The sequence below is a fragment of the Campylobacter concisus genome (assembly GCF_002913745.1).
In the GTDB taxonomy this organism is placed as follows: Bacteria; Campylobacterota; Campylobacteria; order Campylobacterales; family Campylobacteraceae; genus Campylobacter_A; species Campylobacter_A concisus_R.
Genome location: NZ_PPCG01000070.1, coordinates 17893 through 36955, shown reverse-complemented (window position 1 = coordinate 36955; position 19063 = coordinate 17893). Strand labels below are relative to the sequence as shown.

Genomic DNA, 19063 nt, shown 5'->3' with positions numbered 1-19063 from the left:
ATGCACTCATAACCGCCTAATGTAAATTTAGCTCACCGCTTCAAATTTACTACCGCATTTTTTATCAAAAATCCAAAAAATTTTAAATTTTATCCGCCGTTTGAAGCGTGGGCGTGAGTGCTTTTTTATAACGTTTTATCACTTTTCCTAACACAAAAGCCGCTCACTTCATGAAATTTAGCCTCACAAAATCCTATAAATTTCAAATTTTCTACCATACTTTTTACAGCAGCGCCTTTCGCACCAAAAAATGCAAAATTTACCGATCTTTTTAATAATAAAATTAAAAGGCTATGAAATTTTAGTAGTCAAATTTATACAGAATTTACTGATTGATCTTATCAAGCAGCTCTTCGACCTCTTCAAGCGCAAAGGCCTCTTCTGAGCTTTGTTTTAAGAAGCTCTCCATAAATTCTTTCTTCGATATCGCAAGGTCAAGCTCCTTGTCGCTACCCTTTTGATATGCGCCGATGCGAAGCAAGACCTCATTTTCTTTTAAAAGCGAGTAAAGGCGCTTAAATTTCATCGCATTTAGCTTGTGCTCTTTGCCTATCACGTCGCCCATTACACGCGAGGCCGAGTTTTGGATATTGATAGGTGGGTAGATGCCAAAGTCCGTTAGCTCGCGGCTTAGCACGATGTGTCCGTCTAGGATAGAGCGGCTTTGGTCAGCTATCGGGTCGCTCATATCATCGCCCTCAACTAGCACGGTGAAAAACGCCGTGATACTGCCCTTGCCCTCCTCTTTGCCCGCGCGCTCCATCAGCTGTGGCAAGAGTGTGAGCGAGCTTGGCGGATAGCCCTTTGAGGTCGGTGGCTCGCCAAGCGCAAGGCCGATCTCACGCTGCGCCATCGCAAAACGCGTCACACTATCCATGATGAAAAGCACGTCGTTGCCCTGTTGTTTGAAGTATTCAGCCACGCTCATCGCACAAAATGCGCCGTATTTTCGCATGAGCGAGCTATCATCACTTGTCGCTACGATGATGACGGTGCCCTCTAGGTCGCCGCCTAGGTTTTTTTCAATAAATTCAGGCACCTCACGGCCACGCTCGCCTATTAGCGCGACTACTTTTATTGGAGCTAGCGTATTTTTTACGATCATACCCATGAGGGTTGATTTGCCAACGCCTGAACCTGCGAAAATTCCCAGCTTTTGCCCTTTGCCGCAGGTAAGCAGCCCATCTATCGTCTTTATCCCAACGCTAAAAGGCTCGTTTATAAGACCCCTTTTCATCGCATCTATCGGCGCTCTCATGATCGGCATATATTCAGTCGTATCGATCGCCCCTTTGCCGTCAACGGGCTTCATAAATGGATCGACCACGCGACCAAGTAAATTTGGCCCCACAGGTATGCTCATACCCTGATCGCTCTCATAGACAAAGTCGCCTATCCTAAAACCCTCGACAAAGCCAAATGGGCTGATATAAGCGCCATCTGTCTTTATCTGCGTGACCATGCCAAGGCCGTTTTTGCTCTTGTCTTTTGCGACTATGCGCACGATGTCACCGATACTTGGGCGAAGTCCGGTGATCTCTATCGTAGTAGCCGTGATCTTTGTGATGACACCGAAGGTATTTGAGAGCTTCACGCCCTCTTTAAGCCTTGAATTTATGCGCTCTAAACTCAAAAATGCGTTTCCCTAGGCGAATTTATCAGCGAAAAAAACTCTCGTCTTGTGTCTGCGTTTTTGATAAAGCAGCCTCTAAGCGCAGAGGTCGTGGTAGTCGAGTTTATCTTCTCAACTCCCCTCATCTCAACGCACATGTGCCTTGCCTCAACGACTACTCCAACGCCTTTTGGAGCGATAACGTCCTCAAGCGCCTTTGCGATCTGCTCGGTCATCTGCTCTTGAATTTGCAAGCGTCTGGCATAGATATTTACCATGCGTGGAATTTTACTAAGGCCAACGACCTTGCCATTTGGGATGTACGCCACATGCACGCGGCCGATAATAGGCAGCAAATGGTGCTCACAAAGGCTGTAAAACTCGATGTTTCGCATTAAAACCATTTCGTTGTTTGAGCTGGTAAATAGCGCGTCACCAAGGACTTCTTTTGGGTCCTGATCGTATCCGCTAGTTAGAAATTTAAAAGCCTTATAAACGCGCTCTGGGGTTTTAATAAGCCCCTCTCTGTTTGGATCTTCGCCGATGATAGTTAGCATATTTTTAACTGAATTTTCAAAACTCTCTTGCATAAATTTTCTCCATAATTTTATCGCCAAATTCTACGTTAAAACGCCTTTTATATCTATAAAAATTTACAAATTTACAATGAAATAAGGAAAATTCTGCTATATTTTGGGCTAAAAATTTGTATTCATAAAGGAATTCGATGGAAATCAAAACCAAAGCTCTAGATAGCGTAAATACCCTAGCAAGCACGACTGTAAGTGCAGATGCTATAAAGTCTAGCGTAGAAAAACTAGCAAAAAAAGCAGCAAAAACTATGAAAGTAGATGGCTTTAGGCAAGGCCATGTGCCAGTCGCTGTCGTGCTAAAACGCTACGAGAAAGAGCTAACAAACGACGCTGAGCAAGATGTCTTAAGAGATGTAGTCGAAGAGGCTATCAAAAAAGCAGGCAAGAAAAATGACGACCTTATCGGCGAGCCTATCGTTTCAAAATTTGATAGAAAAGATGACAAGATCGACGTTGAGCTAACTGTTTCATTTAAACCAAGCGTCGATGTGAGCGGCTATGAGAGCTTGATACCTGAGTTTTCAAACCCACGCGTTTTGAAAAAAGATATCGATGAGAAAAAAGCTGAACTTCTAAAAATGATAGCTCCACTTGAAAAAGTAGAGAGCAAAAGAGGTCTAAAAGTTGGCGATTTTGCTAAATTTGACTTTGAAGGCTTTGTTGATGGTGTTGCATTTGAAGGTGGCAAGGCTGAAAACTACGTGCTTGAGATCGGCTCAAATCAATTTATCCCAGGCTTTGAAGATGGCATGGTAGGCATAAAAGCTGGTGGCGAAAAAGATATCGAGGTTAAATTCCCAGAAAACTATGGCGCTGCACATTTAGCTGGCAAAGACGCTGTTTTTAAAGTCAAACTTCATGAAATTCAAGAGAGAAAGATCCCTGAAAAACTAGACGAAGAGATGCTAAAAACTATCCTTCCAAATGAGGAAAACCCAACAGAAGAGCTACTTGAAGAGCGCATAAAAGAGCAAATTCGCCAAGAGAAAATTTATAAACTTATAAACGAAGAGCTAAAACCAAAATTTGCTGAAGCTGCGGTTGAGAAATTTAAATTTGACGTGCCAAAAAATATCGTCGAGCAAGAGATCGATATGCAGTTTAGAAACGCATGGAGCTCATTTACTCCAGACGATATGAAGAAATTTAGAGAAGACAAAGACGCTCTAGCCAAAAAACGTGACGAATATAGAAAAGACGCTGAAAATAGCGTTCGCCTAACTTTCATCATTGATGAGCTAGCTCGCGTAAAAGGCGTGAAAGTGAGCGACCAAGAGGTAGTTCAAGCGATCTATTTTGAGGCATATAGAAGCGGTCAAGATCCAAAAGCACACCTTGAGATGTACCGCAACCAAGGCATGCTCCCAGCTATAAAGATGTCGATGATCGAAGAGAAGCTATTTAGCGAGCTTTTCAACAAAGAAAAAGACGAGAAAAAAGCAAGCAAAAAAGAGAAGGCTGAGTAATGAGCTATTACGTTCCTGTCGTAGTTGAAAGAACTAGTAGAGGTGAGCGAAGCTATGATATATACTCCCGTCTTTTAAAAGACAGGATCGTTATGCTAAGTGGCGAGATAGAGGACGGCATGGCTGCTTCTATCGTCGCTCAGCTGCTATTTTTAGAGGCTGAGGATCCAGACAAAGATATCTACCTTTATATAAACTCACCAGGCGGCGTGATAACAAGTGGCTTTAGCATCTATGACACGATGAACTACATAAAGCCTGATGTTTGCACTATCTGCATCGGTCAGGCCGCAAGTATGGGTGCATTTTTGCTAAGCTGCGGCACACCTGGCAAAAGATATGCACTGCCAAATTCTCGTATCATGATACACCAACCACTTGGCGGTGCTAGAGGACAAGCGACTGATATCGAGATACAAGCTCGTGAAATTTTACGTTTGAAAGAAATTTTAAATGGAATTTTGGCAAAAAATACAGGCCAAAAGCTAAGCAAGATCGTAAAAGATACTGAGCGCGACTTCTTTATGAGCTCAGCTGAAGCTAAAGAATACGGACTTGTCGATAAAATTTTGGAGAAAAGTTTTAAATAAGGTCAAAAGTGATAAAGATAGATAACGCACCAGATCCTAATAAAAAATCAGCTGAAACAAAGCCAGTTATTAAAAAAGAAAAGGTAAATATCTATAAATTTTCAGAGGACGTTTTGCACGAGTTAAGCGACGATAACGTCCCATCTACACCGACAAACTACTCTATCTACTTTGAAAAGATGCTTGATAAGCAATCAGATGAGTTTAGAAAAGAGATAGGTGATACTATTGTAGCAAGTTCTGAAAGCTCAGTGCCAACTAATAGTAATATCTCTATTGAAAAAGAGGTAAAGCAGGGCTTCATACAGATAAAAAGTATGCTTCAAGCAGTCGTGCTCATCTATAAAAATTTAGGTGTTATGAGAGGTCTGGTACAAAAGCATATAGATGAGCTCAAAAATAATACAAACATCCTTGCACTTCAAAATATTCTAAGTGCTTTCAATCAAGATCTTGTTAGACTCAATGAGATTATGCATAAGCACCTTGATATTATAAAAGTAAGTTATAATGAAATTGGCAAAATGTTTAAATCCATTGAAGAGCAGTCTATTTACGATACAAACTACGAAGTTTATAACAAAAACTTTCTGCTTGTTACAGTACAAAGTGAAGTAGAAGCCATTAAAAGATATGGTTATAGCGCATCATTTTTACTAGTTAAATTAAAAGATAGATTTGCAAATCGAGTTAAGAATTTAAAAGAGCGGAATAATATGCTTAAAAGTATGTCGCAACTTCTTTTAAGAACTTCACGCAGAAGCGATATAGTCGCTCACTACGGTGATGGCTGCTTTGCTATGGTGATGAAATACACCGATGAAAGTGGCACAAAACAAGCATGCACGAGAATTTTAAATATGCTCTCGTCCATATCTTGGAGAATAGACAACGAAGAATGCAAACTAGATATACAAATCGTCTCAAGTATGATAACTAAAAAAAGGAGCGCTGAAGAGTTGATTTCATATACACTTGACCAGCTGATAGTCACACAAGATGACGAACAACCTATATTTTTAGACGAGAAAGTAGAGAATTAGTTTGATCCTAGAAGTTTTATCCTATCCAAATAAAAAACTTTATGAAATTTCAAAAGAGGTTGAGGTTTTCGATGAGAAGCTTCACAAACTTCTTGATGATATGTATGAGACAATGATCGCAAAAGAAGGCATCGGTCTTGCGGCCATACAAATAGGCGTTGCAAAGAGAATTTTCATCATAAATTTAGCCAACGAAGAGGGTGTGCAAGATAAAGAAAATTTAATCGAGATCATAAACCCAAAATTTGAGCTACGTGAGGGCGAGTGCGTCTATCAAGAGGGCTGCCTTAGCGTGCCTGGCTACTACGAGGACGTTAAACGAAGTGAGGTAGTTGCTATCAAATTTCAAGACCGCTTTGGCAAAGAGCAGACCTTAAAAACTGATGGGCTACTAGCGATCGCCATCCAGCATGAAAATGACCACCTAGACGGACATCTTTTTATAGAAAAAATAGGCTTTAACAAACGCAAAAAATTCGACAAGGAATACAAAAAGCAAAAAAAAGAAAAGACATCATGAAGTCCCTAAAATGTGCTACTTACGGCGACGGACTAAAGATCATTGATGTTGAGTCGATCTTTTCTCGTGGGCTTCCTGGCTTTAGCATCGTGGGTCTTGCAAGCACAAGTATCAAAGAGAGCACAGAGCGTGTAAAAGCGGCACTTTTAGCGCTTGACTTTGCCTTTCCAGCTCAGAAAATAACCATAAATTTATCCCCCTCAGACCTACCAAAAAGTGGCTCACACTTTGATCTAAGTATCGCCCTTCTCATCGCCCTTCAAAAGGCAAAAAGCTTGGAGAAAATTTTTGTTTTTGGCGAGCTTGGACTTGATGGTAGCGTAAAAAGCACGGCAAATTTGTTTTCGATCCTACTTTTTTTAAGCACGCAGGTGCAAAAGGCAAAAATTTTAGTGCCTAGTGAGATAGCTGCAAAAGCTTCGATGATCCCAAATTTAGAGGTTTATGGCGTTAGCACGCTAGAAGAGGCGATAAAGTTTTTTAGCGACGCAGAATTTGCTAAAAGCACGCATTTTAGCGCCACGCACGAGCTATTTTCAAATGTGATAGAAATTTCTGGCAAAAGATATGTTCCAAATTTAAACTTCGAGCTTGATTTTAAGGACGTTTTGGGTCAAGAAAGAGCCAAAAGAGCCTGCGTCATCGCGGCCGTTGGCATGCACAATATCCTATTTGAAGGCAGCCCAGGCAGCGGCAAGAGCATGTGCGCAAAACGCCTCGTCTATATCATGGCACCACAAAGCCTAGAAGAGGTGCTAAAGTCCGCCGCCTACCGCTCGCTAAATTTGCAAGATAGCGAATTTACAAGCACTAGAGCCTTTCGCTCGCCGCACCACACCTCGACAAAAAGCTCGATCTTTGGCGGAGGCTCAAACGTCGCAAAGATCGGCGAGATCGCACTTGCAAATGGTGGAGTGCTATTTTTTGACGAGTTCCCACACTTTGCTAAACAGGTGATAGAAAGCCTCAGAGAGCCACTTGAAGACAATCAAATCCACATCGCAAGGGTAAATTCAAAAGTGACTTATGAGACTAAATTTATCTTCGTAGCCGCTCAAAACCCCTGCCCTTGTGGGAATTTGTTTTCTCGCAACCTAAACTGCAAATGCAGCGAAAATGAGATAAAAAACTATAAAGCCAAAATTTCAGCCCCAGTGCTTGACCGCATAGACTTAAAAGTCGCGATGGATGAGAGCTCGCCAGACGACAAGGCAAGTTTGAGCTCGCAGCAGATGAGCGAAATGGTTTTAAAAGCCTTTATCTTTCAAAAAAAACGCGGTCAAGATGAGCTAAATGGCAAGCTAAATGACGCGCAGGTGGCTAAATTTTGCACGTTAAACGGCGAGGCGAGTGAAATTTTACAAAAGGCCGCCACGAAATACAACCTCTCTCAAAGGGGCATAAAAAGGACGCTTAGAGTGGCTAGAAGTATCGCCGATCTTGATGAGAGCGAACAAATTTTAAAGCCCCACATCCTAGAGGCGCTTAGTTTTAGGGCATAGAATGAAAAATTTATATTTAGACACGAGAGTTTTAGACGAGCGAGCAAGCGAGAAATTTGACCTTAGCGAAGAGCTTTTAATGGAAAATGCAGCCGTAGGCATAGCAAATTTCATCCGTAAGAAATTTAAAAAAGGCGAGAGGGTGCTTGGCGTTTGCGGTGGCGGAAACAACGGCGCAGACGTGCTTTGCGCTTTAAGGATGCTAGAGGGCGAGTATGAGTGTAAATTTATCCTAGCTAGTAAAAATTTAAAGCCACTAGCCACCAAACAGCTTGAAAGGGCTAAATTTGCTGGCGTGCGAGAGAGCAAAGACGTAGAAAATAGCCTAAATAGCGCAAAATGCCTCATAGACGGACTTTTTGGCTCAGGGCTAAATAGAAATTTAGACGAAAAGCACATAGAATTAATCTCAAAAATAAACGCTAGCCCTGCCTATATCATCGCTTGCGACGTGCCAAGCGGGCTAAATAGCGAGGGCAAGGTGCTTGGCGCTTGCGTAAAAGCAGACGCGACGATCACGATGGGAGCTAGAAAGCTAGCTCTTTATAGTGACGCGGCAAAGGACTACGTGGGCAAGATAAAAGTTGCCACTCTTGGCATAAGTGCTCAAAACTACGAGTGCGAAAGCGACTATCATCTGCTTGAAAAATGCGATCTCATGCTTCCAAATAGAAAAAATCAGTGCGTAAATAAGGGCGACTTTGGCCACGCATTTATCGTATCTGGCGAGCACGTAGGGGCCAGCAAGCTTTGCGCAAAGGCGGCATTTGCCTTTGGGGCTGGGCTAGTTAGCGTGATAGGCGAGCAGGGTTTAAATTTACCAACGCACATCATGCAAGCTAGCAATATAAGTGAAAAAATGAACGCTGGAGCCCTTGGCATGGGACTTGGCAAAAAGGGCGTAGAAGAGCTTGAGGTGCAAAATTTAAAGGGCAAAAAACTTGTGCTTGACGCCGATATATTTTACAGCCCAAAAGTGCTTGATCTGCTAAGCGAAAACTGCGTCTTGACACCTCATCCAAAGGAGTTTTGCTCGCTTTTAAAAATTTGCAAAATAGCCGATACAGATGTGCAAACCTTGCAAGAAAACAGATACGCTTACGCTAAGGCTTGGAGCGAGAAATTTAATGCCGTTCTTGTGCTAAAAGGGGCAAATACTATAATCGCCAAAGATGGGCAAATTTACGTCATGCCTTATGGCAAAAACACGCTTGCAAAAGGCGGTAGCGGCGACGTGCTAAGCGGTCTTGTGCTAGCACTTTTGGCTCAAGGCTATGAGCCGCTAGATGCTGCTATCTCAGCCACTTTAGCTCATGCGCTTAGTCTTAGAAATTTTTACAAAAACAGCTATGCGCTCGAGCCAACAGACATCATCAAAGGAGTAAAATGCTTACGAAAAAAATAGCCGTGCTTTTTAGCGGTAGCGGCTCAAATTTAGAAGCGATACTTAAAAAAGTTCATAATCAAATTTTTAACGGCGTAAAGATCGAAGTTTGCCTTTGTATCTGCAACAAGCCTGGTGCATTTGGCATCGAGAGAGCTAAGAAATTTGGCCTTGAAACGCTCGTCATAGAGAGCGCTAAATTTAAAAATCGTGAAGAATTTGACGCTGTTTTGGTGGAGCAAATTTTAAAAAGCGGTGCTGATCTAACGGTGCTTGCGGGCTTTATGAGGATACTAACGCCAGTTTTTACGGCGCAGATAAAAGCCATAAACCTTCACCCCTCTATCCTGCCGCTTTTTAAGGGCGCGCATGCGATAAAGGAGAGCTTTGAGAGCGACATGATGATAGGCGGTGTGAGCGTGCACTACGTGAGCGAAGAGCTTGACGGAGGCAAACTGATCGCGCAAAGGGCGTTTGAGCGCGAGGACGGCATGAGTTTAGATGAGTGGGAGGCTAAAATTCACGCCATAGAGCATGAAATTTTGCCTGAGAGCATAATAAAAATTTTAACAAAGGAAGTAAATGTTTGAGTGGTTGAGTTCGCCAGAGGCGTGGATATCGCTACTTACGCTAACTGGATTGGAGATAGTTTTAGGCATAGATAACATCATATTTATCGCTATTTTAGTAGGCAAATTGCCGCCAGAGCAAAGGGGCAAGGGCCGCATTTTAGGGCTTGGCTTTGCGATGATCACTAGGATCATCCTGCTACTTTCGCTATTTTGGATCATGAAGCTTACAAAGCCGCTCTTTAGCATAGGCGAGCTTAGTATCACTGGACGCGATCTAGTGCTCATAATAGGCGGTCTATTTTTGATAGTAAAATCATCAATGGAGATCCACGCAAACGTCACTGGCAAGCATGAAGAGGCTCACGAGAGCAAGTCTCATACAGGATTTTTTGCGACTATTCTTGAGATAGGCATTTTAGACATAGTCTTTTCACTCGATAGCGTTATCACCGCAGTTGGCATGGCTCAGCACATCGATATCATGATACTTGCCGTCATCATCGCGGTTGGCGTGATGATGTTTGCCTCAAAGGCGATCTCAGAATTTGTTGATAACAACCCAACCATAAAAATGCTCGCACTAGCATTCTTGGTGCTTGTTGGCTTTGCGCTCATACTTGATGGCTTTGGCGTGCATGTGCCAAAAGGCTACATCTACTTTGCGATGGGCTTCTCGCTAGCGGTTGAGTGCCTAAATATCTACGCTAGAAAAAGGGCATCAAGAGATCAAAAATAAAAATGTGAGCCAAAATGCAGATAAAAAATTTAGATCACATCGTTATAGTCGTAAGCGACGTTAAAGAGGCACTTAAATTTTACTGCGACATTTTAGGCATGCGACCAGCCCAGAAGGACGGTCACATTAGCCTAAATTTTGGCTCACAAAAGATAAATTTACATAGGTTTGAGGGCGAGTTTTTACCTGCGGCAAAGCATCCAACAAAGGGTAGCGCTGATATATGCTTGATAGTCGAAGACGACATAGAGGACGTGCGCTTGGAGCTACTTTCAAAAGGCATAAAGCCCGAGCTTGGCGTCGCTAGGCGAAACGGAGCACTTGGAGCAATGAAGAGTTTATATATTTACGACTTTGATGGAAATTTGATAGAACTTAGCTCATATATAATTTAGTAAGAAGACAGCTTGGACCTACTAAAAGACCCGCTAAATAAACTAATCATCTCGCTCTCGCTGCCAGCTGGCGTGGGCATGATGTTTAACACGCTTTACAACGTCACTGGCACATTTTTCGCCGCGAAAATTTCTACCCTTGCAGTTGCTGGCATGGCGATGAGCTTTTTGCTCTATCTAAGTATCGTTGGCATCGGACTTGGCTTTGGCTCGGCACTCACCGCACTAATAGGCAACAGCCTTGGCGCAAACAAACCAAAAATGGCTAAACTTTATGCGGCAAATGGCATCGTTTTTGTGCTTATTTTTGCCCTATTTATAGGGCTATGTGGCTACTTGCTAGCGCCAAATTTACTAGTCATTTTAGGTGCTGATCATCACTACATCAATGAAGCACTTGACTACGCTGGCGTCATCTTTCTTGCTGCTCCATTTTTCTTGCTTATAAAATCGCTCAATGGCATACTTGTCGCACTTGGCGATACTAAAAGCTACCGCAACTGGCTATTTTGTGGCCTTTTTATCAACGCATTTTTTTGCTATCTTTTTGCCTTTAGCTTTGCTCTTGGCGTAAAAGGTCTTGCTCTAGCAACGGCTAGCGTGCAGTTTTTAGGCATGATCTATCTCTTTTTTAAAGTAAGAAAAAGCAAGATGATAGAGCCTAGAAATTTAGGCTACTTCGTGCCAAATTTTTCCGTCTGGGCAAAGATACTAAAGCAAGCTTTGCCAGCTTGTCTAAACTACCTCTCAATGTCACTTGGCTCGCTTGTGCTTTTAAAATTTGTAAGCTTTTACGGCGTCAATGCAGTGGCAGGTTATGGCATAGCCTTAAGGATCGAGCAAATTTTAGTGCTTCCAACCATCGGCATGACAGCAGGAGTGCTTAGCATCATCTCAAGAAACTACGGCGCTAAGAGCTTTCAAAGAGCGATGCAGTGCTACAAACTATCGCTTCTTTTTTTGCTCATCTACTGCGTCTTTGCCTACATCTTCATCAGGCTTTTTGGCGAGAGCGCGATCAAGCTCTTTGACAGCACGCCAGCCGTGCTAGAAGTGGCAAAGCTCTACCTTGGCATCAACTCACTTGCCTACATGGCTTATGGCACGATAAACATCTCAGGCAGCACGCTACAAGCGATAAAACACCCAGTGGCGATCTTTTTGCTAAATGGCTTTAGACAGCTCGTGCTTCAATGCTCGCTCTTTTACGTGGTAGTCTTTTGGCTAGGACTTGAGATCAAATTTATGTGGCTAGCGCTATTTTTTAGCGTCTATTTTACGGCGATTTGCTTTTTGGCTTGGACGCTTTTTAGGTTAAAAAGAGCTACGAGCGCAAGCTTTTAAATTTAAAGCTAAACGCAAAAAAGCAAAGCGAAGCGACTAAGATGATGCTAGCTCCGCCTGTGAGGTTGAAATAAAAGCTGATCACAAGCCCGATAAAGCAAAAAATGATAGAAAAAATAGTTGAGATTAGCATCATTAGACCCAGCCTTTTGGCAAAAATTTGAGCAATATATGGCGGTATAGTAAGTAGCGCGATGACAAGTATTAGCCCCACGACGCGGATCGTAGCCACCACGCAAAGCGCCATCATACAAACTAGCAGATAGTGAAAAAATGTCGTATTTACCCCGCGAAGTTTTGCAAACTCCGCATCAAAGCTGATCGCCACAAACTGGCGGTAAAAAAGCGCGATGAGCGCCAAAAACAAGAGGTCTAAAACGCTCATAAACGCGATATCTGTGCCGCTAACTGCAAGTATCGAGCCAAAAAGATAGCTCATAAGATCGGCGTTATAGCCAGGCGTTAGGTCGATGAAAATGATGCCAATAGCCATACCAATCGCCCAAATAGCACCTATTACAGAGTCAATATTTGTCTTATCTTTTAGCGTAATCGTGGCGATGATGAGCGCTAAAAATAGCGAAAATATGCTCGCTCCAAAAAGTGGCTCGAGCGAGAAGAAAAATGCAAGCCCTATGCCGCCATACGCGCCGTGTGCGATGCCTCCAGCGATGAAGGTCATCTTGTTTATCACCACAAGCGAGCCTATCATGCCACATATTATGCTTACTAAAATGCCCGCAATAAAGGCATTTTGCATAAAATTTAACTCTAAAATTTCACTCATTTTCTCTCTTTAAAATTTAAAAACATTGCTCTTTGTTTTTTCGCAGCCACACTCGCCAAGTGCGATCTCGACATCACAAAAATGGCTGTGTGTTCTAGCTAGATGCTCGATAAATTCCCTCTTTGCAAAATTTTCATGCGTTTTATGAATGTGTAAATTTTTACTCACATAAGCGATCTTTGTAGCATAATTTAGCACGATATTTAGGTCGTGACTGACTAAAACCACACCCACGCCATTTGCGTTTATGCCCTTTAAAATTTCATAAATTTCAGCCTGCCCCTTTGTATCGATGCTGGCTGTTGGCTCGTCTAGGATGAGCACTTTTGCGTTTGCGCAAAGCGCTCTAGCGATATAGACGCGCTGCCTTTGACCGCCACTTAGCTCGCCGATCCTTGCGTTTGCAAACTCCCTCATACCGACCTTCTCAAGGGCACTTAGAGCTAAGGCTTTTTCATCTTTTGAGTAAAAGCCAAAGATTTTTTTATCGATTAGCCCCATTAAAACGACTTCTAAAACCATCATCGGAAAGCTTTGATTTGAGAGGAAATTTTGTGGCACGTAGCCTATAAATTTACTAACCTCGCTTGGCTCTTTACCAAAGAGCTTTATCTCGCCACTTTGAGGCTTAAGCAGGCCCAAAATGAGCTTTAAAAGCGTGCTTTTACCCCCGCCATTTGGACCGATTATCGCTAAAAACTCGTCGCTACTATAGTCTAAGTTAATATCCTCTAAAACGACTTGTTTATCGTAGCTAAAGTTTAAATTTCTAATTTTTATAATATCTTTCAAAACAGACTCTTTTGCGTAAATGTCGTGACAAAAATGAAAAGTCCAAGCCAAAGCATGATGCCAAGGGCTGCAAATTCTGCGTAGATTTTAAACTTTTTTAGCTTAATGTTCGTGCTGATCTTTGAGCCAAAAACTGCCGCTACAAATATCACCACACTCATGCCAAGCGCCATAAATACGCCACTTATCACACCTGCAAAGTAGCTACCTATCTCATTTGCCAGCACAAAGACTAGTATCGTGCCTGGACAGGGCACCAGAGCCGCAGCGGCCGCTACTAGCCACTCCTCTTTGCTCTTTGGCTTTTTGGTTGAGCAAATTTGACAACCACATTCGCTTTTAAATTTTGTATTTTTACTCAAATTTTGGCTTAGATTTGATCTAAAAATATAAAATTTAGTCTCATTTTTGTTTGAAAGATAAAATTTGATCTTTTTAACGAGCATAAAAATCGCCACAAAAAAGATCACGACGCCAGAAAATGCAGTCGTTATGCTAGCAGTGTCCTTTGTGAGGTCGCTACTTACTTCACAAAGCAGCAAAAAGCTAGCAAAGACAAAGACAAATGCGCCCACGACATGCAAAAAGCCAATCTTTAGTGCAAATAAAAACGCCCTTTTATAGCTGCCACCAGTTGCGGCAAAATATGAGCTTGTTAGCACCTTGCCATGGCCTGCTCCAGCAGCGTGCAAGAAGCCATAGCCAAATGAGATAAATGCCAAAAATAGCAGCGCAAGCGGACTTTTATAATCCACGCTTCTTAAAATTTGCTTTAGCCTATCAAGCAAGCTTAGGCTAGTTTTTGAGACGATGTCAAATTTCGCCTCATCGATCTTATCTATCTGGCTTAAATTCTCATCGCTCACGCCTACTACTGGCTCTTTTAGCAGCTCTTTAAGCGCTGGCTTCTCGTTGTGAGCTTTGGCTGCTTCTTTGCTTGAAAATGTAAAAAATATCAAATTTGAGTTTGAATTTGGTATCGCCCAGAAGTTTTTACCCACCAAAAATGCGTTATTTTGCGTAAATTTGAAGTTAAAATAGCTCTCTTTGTCCTCCATATCAACCGATACGACAAGTCCGTCAGCGATCACTAAATTTGTCTTAAAACTCACGTCAAATTTAAGCCTGCCCTCGTCAAAATAGAGCTTGTAATTATTTAAATTTGGCTCTATTTTAGTGGCATTTTCGTCCTTATAATAATACTCAATGTCCGTTAGATAGTACCTTGGCACGAGGTAGTCGAGTAAATTTAAGCGGATCTTTCTAAGCTCTTTTTCATCTATCTTTTCATCTTGATTGAGGTCAAAATTTTGCTTCATAAGATCTGAGAAATTTTGCGAAAAGGTCCAAGTAAAAGCGATCTGTGTGATGTTATTTTCGTGTGCGACAAATTTCGCACTAACGTGAGCTGTTGGGCTATAAAGCGAGCATAGAGCACACCCGAAGGCATTTATCGCAAGTAGGCAAATGACGATCAGGCGTGCTAACATTTTTATAGACTTTTAGCGAAAATTTCAGCCGTTTTTTTCATCTCAGCTAGCCAGTTTTCAGGCAACTGATCTATCATGACGACCTTTGAGCCAGTCTCTTTTGCGATCAAATTTGCAGCCTTTGTTGGGAATTGTGGAGCCACGAAAATGACCTTTACGCCGTGCTCTTTGGCTTCTTCGATGAGCTCTTTTAGCTCAGCTGGCTTTGGCTCTTTGCCCTCTATCTCGATGGCTATTTGCTCTAAGTTATAGCGCTTTGCAAAGTAGCCCCAAGATGGGTGATATACGATAAATTCGCGAGTTTTGACATCTTTTAGCTCGTTTTTGATAAAGCTATCAAGCTCGTCAAGGCTAGCTTTAAATTTAGCCAAATTCTCCTCATAAAGCTTTGCATTTTGCGGGAATTTCTCTATTAGCGCCTTTGCTATGTTATCAGCTTGTGTTTTTACTAGGATAGGATCAAGCCAGATGTGCGGATCAAGGCCGTCATGGTGGTGATGATGGTGCTCGCCCTCGTGGTCATGGTGCTCATGCTTATGCTCACCCTCGTGTTTATGCTCGTGGTGCTCTTCATGTTCATGCTCCTCGCTCATAGCGATCTTTTCGATGCCCTCTTGTGTCTTTACGATGCGTAAATTTTTAAACGTCTTTGAGAAGCGATCAAGCCACGCGTCTTCAAACTCGATGCCTATAGCAAAGTAAAGCTCGCTCTTTTCAAGCTCCTTCATCTGCTTTGGCTTTGGCTCGTAGGTGTGCGGATCAGCGCCTTTGCCAACCATCGCATTTACATCTAGCGTATCTCCAGCGATCTGCTCGACAAAAAATTTCGTTGGCAGTATACTAGTAGTCACAACCGGCTTTGCAAAAAGAGACAAAGCACAAACAGCTAAAAAAACGATAATTTTTCTCATTATCTCTCCTTTAAAAAATAATTGCGAAGTTTAGCAAAATGCAACTTGGTTGCAACTTAAAATGCAAAAGCCTAAATTTAGCCTTTTCTTTTAAATATAGTTTAAATCTTTTAGCGTTAATATACGAAAAATGAAAAGGGCAAAGATGAACGCGAGAAATTTCTTAGAAGAGCACAATATCAAGGCTACGACGCTTCGCATAAAGCTTGTTGAAATTTTACAAAACGCCAAAGCACCGCTAAGCTACGATGAAATTTTAGAGAGCCTTGACGCGAACAAGACGACCTTTTATAGAAGTATGGAAATTTTCGAAAAAGAAAATCTCGTGATAAAAACCGAAAACAACCACAAGAGCTACTACGAGCTGGCAAATGAAGCCAAAGCCTACTTCATCTGCGACGTCTGCCACAAAGTAACAAACATCGACATGCCCCACCTAAGCGTCGCTAAAAATATAAAAAGTGCCGTGATAAAGGGTGTTTGCGACGAGTGCGGTCACGAGTAAAGCGCGATGATCTCGGCTGGGATAGCTTTTGGGCGGTTTGTCTTTAGATCGATATAGACAAACTCTGTTTTGCCAGTTGCTATTAGCTCGCCATCTTTTTTAAACTCAAAATATCTGCAAGATGTCGCCTTGCCCTCAGTCTGCGTGTAGGTGTAAATTTCTATCTTGTCCATTAGCTTTGCGCTTTTTATATATTTTGCTTCATTTTTTCTAATGAGCCAAATTTCTCCCCTTTTATACTGCGCCTCAACAGTGTCGCCAACAGCGGCAGAGTGGGCAAATGCAGCCTCTTGCATAAGCGTGAAATAATAGACATTATTCATATGTCCGTGCATGTCGATGGCTTGTGGTGGGATGGTGACGTGATATATAAAATCTCTCATTTTTAGCCTTTTTTGCTAAAATTATAACCAAAAAGAGGAGCTAAAATGCAAAATTTATGGGATAAAAAGGCGTCAAACTACCAAAGATTTGACGGCAAGATCAGCACTATCCAGCAGCAAATTTTTAGTAAAGCCTTGGCTTGGGGAGTTGATTTTAGTGGCAAAGATATCCTTGATATAGGCTGTGGCACGGGTGTTTGGAGCATATTTTTATCAAAAACGGCTAAACATATAACAGGCATCGATAGCTCAGAAAAGATGATAGAAATTTTAAACGAAGATGCAAAGAGATTTGGCGTGACAAATTTAACCAGTGAGGTTTGCTCGTGGAGAGAATTTAAGCCAGCAAGGCACTTTGATATCGCCATTTGCACGATGAGCCCAGCCATTGCAAGCGATGAAGATTTTGCTAAATTTCAAAACTGCGCCAAGCAAAAGCTCTATCTTGGCTGGGATAAGCCTAGAAGCTCTGATCTACTTGAGCCATTTTTTGAAAAATTTGGCCGCGTGCTCTCTCAAAAAAACGTAGTAGATAGGCTTGAAGCGTGGCTAAATGAGCAAGGCATCGCTTATAAGAGTGAAATTTTAAACGAAACTAGGATCGCTAGACGAAGCGTGCAAGAAGCAGCTGAAAATATCTGCTGGCACCTTGAGATAAACGGAGCTAAAAACTACGATGAAAAGACGGTTTTAGCGATGTTAAAAGAGAGATTTGAGGGCGAGTTTATAGATGAAAAGATAGACTCACAGATGAAACTTTTTGTCTTTTAGAGCTTAAATTTAGAGCAAATTTGCTTGCCAAATTCGCTAAAAATGACACCAAAGATGATGAGCATGGCTCCAAAAATTTGCCAGATGCTAAGTATCTCGCCTGCAAAAAAGTAGCCTATTAGCCCAGCTGAGACTGGCTCTAAGCAGAAAAACAATGCCGCCTTGCTAGCGGTCGTGTATCTTTGAGCGATCGTTTGCACAAAGTAGCAAAATATGGTGCCTATCACAGTCGTGATAAATATCGCTATGAAAAAATCTCTATCGAAATTTGGCACGATACTGCCCTGAAAAAGCGCGAAAACAAGCGAAAGCATGGCATTTGTGAGAAAGACCACAAAGACAAGCAGATAAAGCTCGCTCTTTCTTACAAAGTGGCCATTTAGCGTAGTATAAAGTGCGTAAAATATCGCGCAGACAAGCGCTAGCGCCTCTCCGCTCCCAAGTGCTAGCGTGGCGCCACTTAAGAGCCAAAGCCCAAAAATAGCGATCATAGCGCCCAAAATGGCAAAAATGCTTATCTTATTTTTAAAAAAGATAGCCGCCATAAAAGGCACTATCACGCACTCAAGTCCCGTGATAAAGGCGACGCTAGAGCTAAAAGTAAGCTTTAGGGCGTAAGTTTGCGTAGCAAATGATAAAAATAGCACCGCGCCAAGGATAACGCCGTAGATGACGCTTTTTTTGTCAAATTTCTTAGTAAATTTAAGCGCGACAAACCCCATAAAGATAGCCGAGAGAAAAAACCGGCAAAAGAGCATGACAAAGACGCCATTTGTCTTTAGCGCGTTTGCCATGGGTAAAAACGTAGCGCCCCAAACGATGGCAACTACGATGAGTGCGATGTCAGCTCTGTTTTGTGCGCTTAAATTTTTCATTTAAAGATCGAGTCAAGTACCTTTTTGCCACTATCTAGGCTAAAGCCGCTTCTTAGCCCCTTTTCTTTCTCGCTCATCACGTTAAATAGCCCATCTAGCGTCTTTCTTGTGATATATGCGTTTAGGTCCTCGCCGTCATCTGGCACATACTCGCTTGCACCTAAATTTTTAGCTAGGCTCTTTACTGATTTTATCGTTTCATTATTTTTTGCTGAGCCGACGATGAAAGAATTTAGCCCATTATAGGCAGTCGCAAAGCTATTATCACTCATCATTTTCTCAATTATTGGCGTAAATGCCGCCTTTAGCTTTTGGCTGGAGCTTTGCTGCAAATATTTCGTAACGCTGTCACTGCCGCCGTTAAAGAGCTTTTTGACATCTGCTTCGCTCATATTTTTTATGCTTTCGCTAAAAATTTCAGCAGCCTTTGGCACGGCCGTGGTCGCAGCGTTGTTTATCGACTTGCTAAGGTCCTGCGCCCACTTCTCGCCGCCCACTTTTTTGGCTAAATTTGACGCCATTTCAAGGCTTTTTGGAAGCGGGATTTTAGCTGTGGCGTTGTTTATAAAGCCTTCTTTTGAAAGCTCGCTCACAGCTGCGTTTAGCGCCTCGCTAACTAAGCTTTTGTAGTCGCCGCTTGATGCGTGAGTGGCGATTTTGACACCTTTGTTTATCATATCATCCATGCTTGCGGCTTGTAAATTTAAAGCAAGCGCGCCACAAAGAATAACAAGAGATCTTTTCATCTTCTCTCCTTTTTTAAATTTAAAGCAAAATCATACAAAAAATATC

At 42.2% G+C, this 19063-nt stretch carries 21 protein-coding genes; 12 read left to right on the top strand and 9 right to left on the bottom strand.

Translation table 11 applies throughout. The annotated features are described in order from the left end of the window. Window positions 1–325 precede the first annotated feature (325 nt). Window positions 326–1633 carry a flagellar protein export ATPase FliI gene (gene fliI / locus CYO90_RS08495; RefSeq protein ID WP_009295068.1) on the bottom strand — a complete coding sequence of 436 codons (1308 nt, stop codon included), beginning with the start codon at window positions 1631–1633 and terminating at the stop codon, window positions 326–328. Beyond that, complete coding sequence (folE, locus tag CYO90_RS08490) at window positions 1630–2202, bottom strand: GTP cyclohydrolase I FolE (protein WP_004317386.1); 573 nt, start codon at window positions 2200–2202, stop codon at window positions 1630–1632. Before folE ends, fliI begins: the two co-directional genes overlap by 4 nt. A gap of 137 nt (window positions 2203–2339) precedes the next feature. Between folE and tig the strand changes: the two genes are divergently transcribed. The 10 genes from tig to CYO90_RS08440 are packed head-to-tail and all read left to right on the top strand — an operon-like array spanning window position 2340 to window position 11757. Further along, window positions 2340–3671 (top strand): trigger factor, encoded by a 1332-nt coding sequence (gene tig, locus CYO90_RS08485; protein ID WP_009295069.1) that lies wholly within the window; start codon window positions 2340–2342, stop codon window positions 3669–3671. Continuing rightward, window positions 3671–4261: an ATP-dependent Clp endopeptidase proteolytic subunit ClpP gene (clpP, locus tag CYO90_RS08480; RefSeq protein ID WP_009295070.1), complete on the top strand. Its 591-nt coding sequence runs from the start codon at window positions 3671–3673 to the stop codon at window positions 4259–4261. The genes tig and clpP overlap by 1 nt, the downstream gene beginning before the upstream one ends. A gap of 8 nt (window positions 4262–4269) precedes the next feature. After that, window positions 4270–5304 carry a GGDEF domain-containing protein gene (locus CYO90_RS08475; protein WP_103579180.1) on the top strand — a complete coding sequence of 345 codons (1035 nt, stop codon included), beginning with the start codon at window positions 4270–4272 and terminating at the stop codon, window positions 5302–5304. A gap of 1 nt (window position 5305) precedes the next feature. Further along, the gene (gene def / locus CYO90_RS08470; protein ID WP_012001014.1) at window positions 5306–5824 is read left to right on the top strand and encodes a peptide deformylase; all 519 of its coding nucleotides are present in this window, start codon (window positions 5306–5308) and stop codon (window positions 5822–5824) included. After that, the gene (locus tag CYO90_RS08465; protein WP_103579179.1) at window positions 5821–7326 is read left to right on the top strand and encodes a YifB family Mg chelatase-like AAA ATPase; all 1506 of its coding nucleotides are present in this window, start codon (window positions 5821–5823) and stop codon (window positions 7324–7326) included. The genes def and CYO90_RS08465 overlap by 4 nt, the downstream gene beginning before the upstream one ends. A gap of 1 nt (window position 7327) precedes the next feature. Next, window positions 7328–8731 (top strand): NAD(P)H-hydrate dehydratase, encoded by a 1404-nt coding sequence (locus tag CYO90_RS08460; RefSeq protein ID WP_103579178.1) that lies wholly within the window; start codon window positions 7328–7330, stop codon window positions 8729–8731. Continuing rightward, window positions 8713–9300, top strand: coding sequence for a phosphoribosylglycinamide formyltransferase (purN, locus tag CYO90_RS08455; RefSeq protein WP_009295075.1), 588 nt, complete (start codon window positions 8713–8715; stop codon window positions 9298–9300). The genes CYO90_RS08460 and purN overlap by 19 nt, the downstream gene beginning before the upstream one ends. Beyond that, window positions 9293–10018 (top strand): TerC family protein, encoded by a 726-nt coding sequence (locus tag CYO90_RS08450; RefSeq protein WP_103579177.1) that lies wholly within the window; start codon window positions 9293–9295, stop codon window positions 10016–10018. Before purN ends, CYO90_RS08450 begins: the two co-directional genes overlap by 8 nt. Window positions 10019–10032: 14 nt before the next feature. Continuing rightward, the gene (locus CYO90_RS08445; RefSeq protein WP_103579176.1) at window positions 10033–10413 is read left to right on the top strand and encodes a VOC family protein; all 381 of its coding nucleotides are present in this window, start codon (window positions 10033–10035) and stop codon (window positions 10411–10413) included. A gap of 12 nt (window positions 10414–10425) precedes the next feature. After that, window positions 10426–11757 (top strand): MATE family efflux transporter, encoded by a 1332-nt coding sequence (locus tag CYO90_RS08440; RefSeq protein WP_103579175.1) that lies wholly within the window; start codon window positions 10426–10428, stop codon window positions 11755–11757. Here the strand turns inward: CYO90_RS08440 and CYO90_RS08435 are convergent. The 4 genes from CYO90_RS08435 to CYO90_RS08420 are packed head-to-tail and all read right to left on the bottom strand — an operon-like array spanning window position 11738 to window position 15737. Beyond that, window positions 11738–12544 (bottom strand): metal ABC transporter permease, encoded by an 807-nt coding sequence (locus CYO90_RS08435; protein ID WP_103579174.1) that lies wholly within the window; start codon window positions 12542–12544, stop codon window positions 11738–11740. The genes CYO90_RS08440 and CYO90_RS08435 overlap by 20 nt on opposite strands. A gap of 9 nt (window positions 12545–12553) precedes the next feature. Beyond that, window positions 12554–13336 (bottom strand): metal ABC transporter ATP-binding protein, encoded by a 783-nt coding sequence (locus CYO90_RS08430; protein ID WP_103579173.1) that lies wholly within the window; start codon window positions 13334–13336, stop codon window positions 12554–12556. Continuing rightward, entirely contained in the window at window positions 13333–14826 is a 1494-nt protein-coding gene (locus CYO90_RS08425) for a nickel/cobalt transporter (RefSeq protein ID WP_103579172.1), read from the bottom strand. The genes CYO90_RS08430 and CYO90_RS08425 overlap by 4 nt, the downstream gene beginning before the upstream one ends. A 2-nt stretch (window positions 14827–14828) precedes the next feature. Further along, window positions 14829–15737 (bottom strand): metal ABC transporter solute-binding protein, Zn/Mn family, encoded by a 909-nt coding sequence (locus CYO90_RS08420; RefSeq protein WP_012001005.1) that lies wholly within the window; start codon window positions 15735–15737, stop codon window positions 14829–14831. Between the two features lie 145 nt (window positions 15738–15882). Between CYO90_RS08420 and CYO90_RS08415 the strand changes: the two genes are divergently transcribed. After that, window positions 15883–16242 (top strand): Fur family transcriptional regulator, encoded by a 360-nt coding sequence (locus tag CYO90_RS08415; RefSeq protein ID WP_103568709.1) that lies wholly within the window; start codon window positions 15883–15885, stop codon window positions 16240–16242. Here CYO90_RS08415 and CYO90_RS08410 read toward each other — a convergent pair. Then, window positions 16233–16625, bottom strand: a complete 393-nt coding sequence (locus CYO90_RS08410; protein WP_103579171.1) for an acyl-CoA thioesterase — start codon at window positions 16623–16625, stop codon at window positions 16233–16235. The two genes, CYO90_RS08415 and CYO90_RS08410, sit on opposite strands and share 10 nt — an antisense overlap. A 45-nt stretch (window positions 16626–16670) precedes the next feature. Between CYO90_RS08410 and CYO90_RS08405 the strand changes: the two genes are divergently transcribed. After that, entirely contained in the window at window positions 16671–17396 is a 726-nt protein-coding gene (locus tag CYO90_RS08405) for a class I SAM-dependent methyltransferase (protein WP_103579170.1), read from the top strand. Here CYO90_RS08405 and CYO90_RS08400 read toward each other — a convergent pair. Both CYO90_RS08400 and CYO90_RS08395 read right to left on the bottom strand, forming a co-directional pair. After that, window positions 17393–18271 (bottom strand): DMT family transporter, encoded by an 879-nt coding sequence (locus CYO90_RS08400; protein WP_103579169.1) that lies wholly within the window; start codon window positions 18269–18271, stop codon window positions 17393–17395. The genes CYO90_RS08405 and CYO90_RS08400 overlap by 4 nt on opposite strands. Further along, window positions 18268–19017 carry a DUF4197 domain-containing protein gene (locus tag CYO90_RS08395; RefSeq protein ID WP_021090355.1) on the bottom strand — a complete coding sequence of 250 codons (750 nt, stop codon included), beginning with the start codon at window positions 19015–19017 and terminating at the stop codon, window positions 18268–18270. The genes CYO90_RS08400 and CYO90_RS08395 overlap by 4 nt, the downstream gene beginning before the upstream one ends. Window positions 19018–19063 lie beyond the last annotated feature (46 nt).

Coding starts and splice junctions, on each gene's coding strand:
- CYO90_RS08425 (WP_103579172.1), bottom strand. CDS start 14,826: ATGTTAGCACGCCTGATCGTCATTTGCCTACTTGCGATAAATGCCTTC.
- purN (WP_009295075.1), top strand. CDS start 8,713: ATGCTTACGAAAAAAATAGCCGTGCTTTTTAGCGGTAGCGGCTCAAAT.
- CYO90_RS08395 (WP_021090355.1), bottom strand. CDS start 19,017: ATGAAAAGATCTCTTGTTATTCTTTGTGGCGCGCTTGCTTTAAATTTA.
- CYO90_RS08465 (WP_103579179.1), top strand. CDS start 5,821: ATGAAGTCCCTAAAATGTGCTACTTACGGCGACGGACTAAAGATCATT.
- folE (WP_004317386.1), bottom strand. CDS start 2,202: ATGCAAGAGAGTTTTGAAAATTCAGTTAAAAATATGCTAACTATCATC.
- clpP (WP_009295070.1), top strand. CDS start 3,671: ATGAGCTATTACGTTCCTGTCGTAGTTGAAAGAACTAGTAGAGGTGAG.
- CYO90_RS08410 (WP_103579171.1), bottom strand. CDS start 16,625: ATGAGAGATTTTATATATCACGTCACCATCCCACCACAAGCCATCGAC.
- CYO90_RS08415 (WP_103568709.1), top strand. CDS start 15,883: ATGAACGCGAGAAATTTCTTAGAAGAGCACAATATCAAGGCTACGACG.
- CYO90_RS08435 (WP_103579174.1), bottom strand. CDS start 12,544: ATGAGTGAAATTTTAGAGTTAAATTTTATGCAAAATGCCTTTATTGCG.
- CYO90_RS08420 (WP_012001005.1), bottom strand. CDS start 15,737: ATGAGAAAAATTATCGTTTTTTTAGCTGTTTGTGCTTTGTCTCTTTTT.
- CYO90_RS08460 (WP_103579178.1), top strand. CDS start 7,328: ATGAAAAATTTATATTTAGACACGAGAGTTTTAGACGAGCGAGCAAGC.
- CYO90_RS08450 (WP_103579177.1), top strand. CDS start 9,293: ATGTTTGAGTGGTTGAGTTCGCCAGAGGCGTGGATATCGCTACTTACG.
- CYO90_RS08400 (WP_103579169.1), bottom strand. CDS start 18,271: ATGAAAAATTTAAGCGCACAAAACAGAGCTGACATCGCACTCATCGTA.
- tig (WP_009295069.1), top strand. CDS start 2,340: ATGGAAATCAAAACCAAAGCTCTAGATAGCGTAAATACCCTAGCAAGC.
- CYO90_RS08405 (WP_103579170.1), top strand. CDS start 16,671: ATGCAAAATTTATGGGATAAAAAGGCGTCAAACTACCAAAGATTTGAC.
- CYO90_RS08445 (WP_103579176.1), top strand. CDS start 10,033: ATGCAGATAAAAAATTTAGATCACATCGTTATAGTCGTAAGCGACGTT.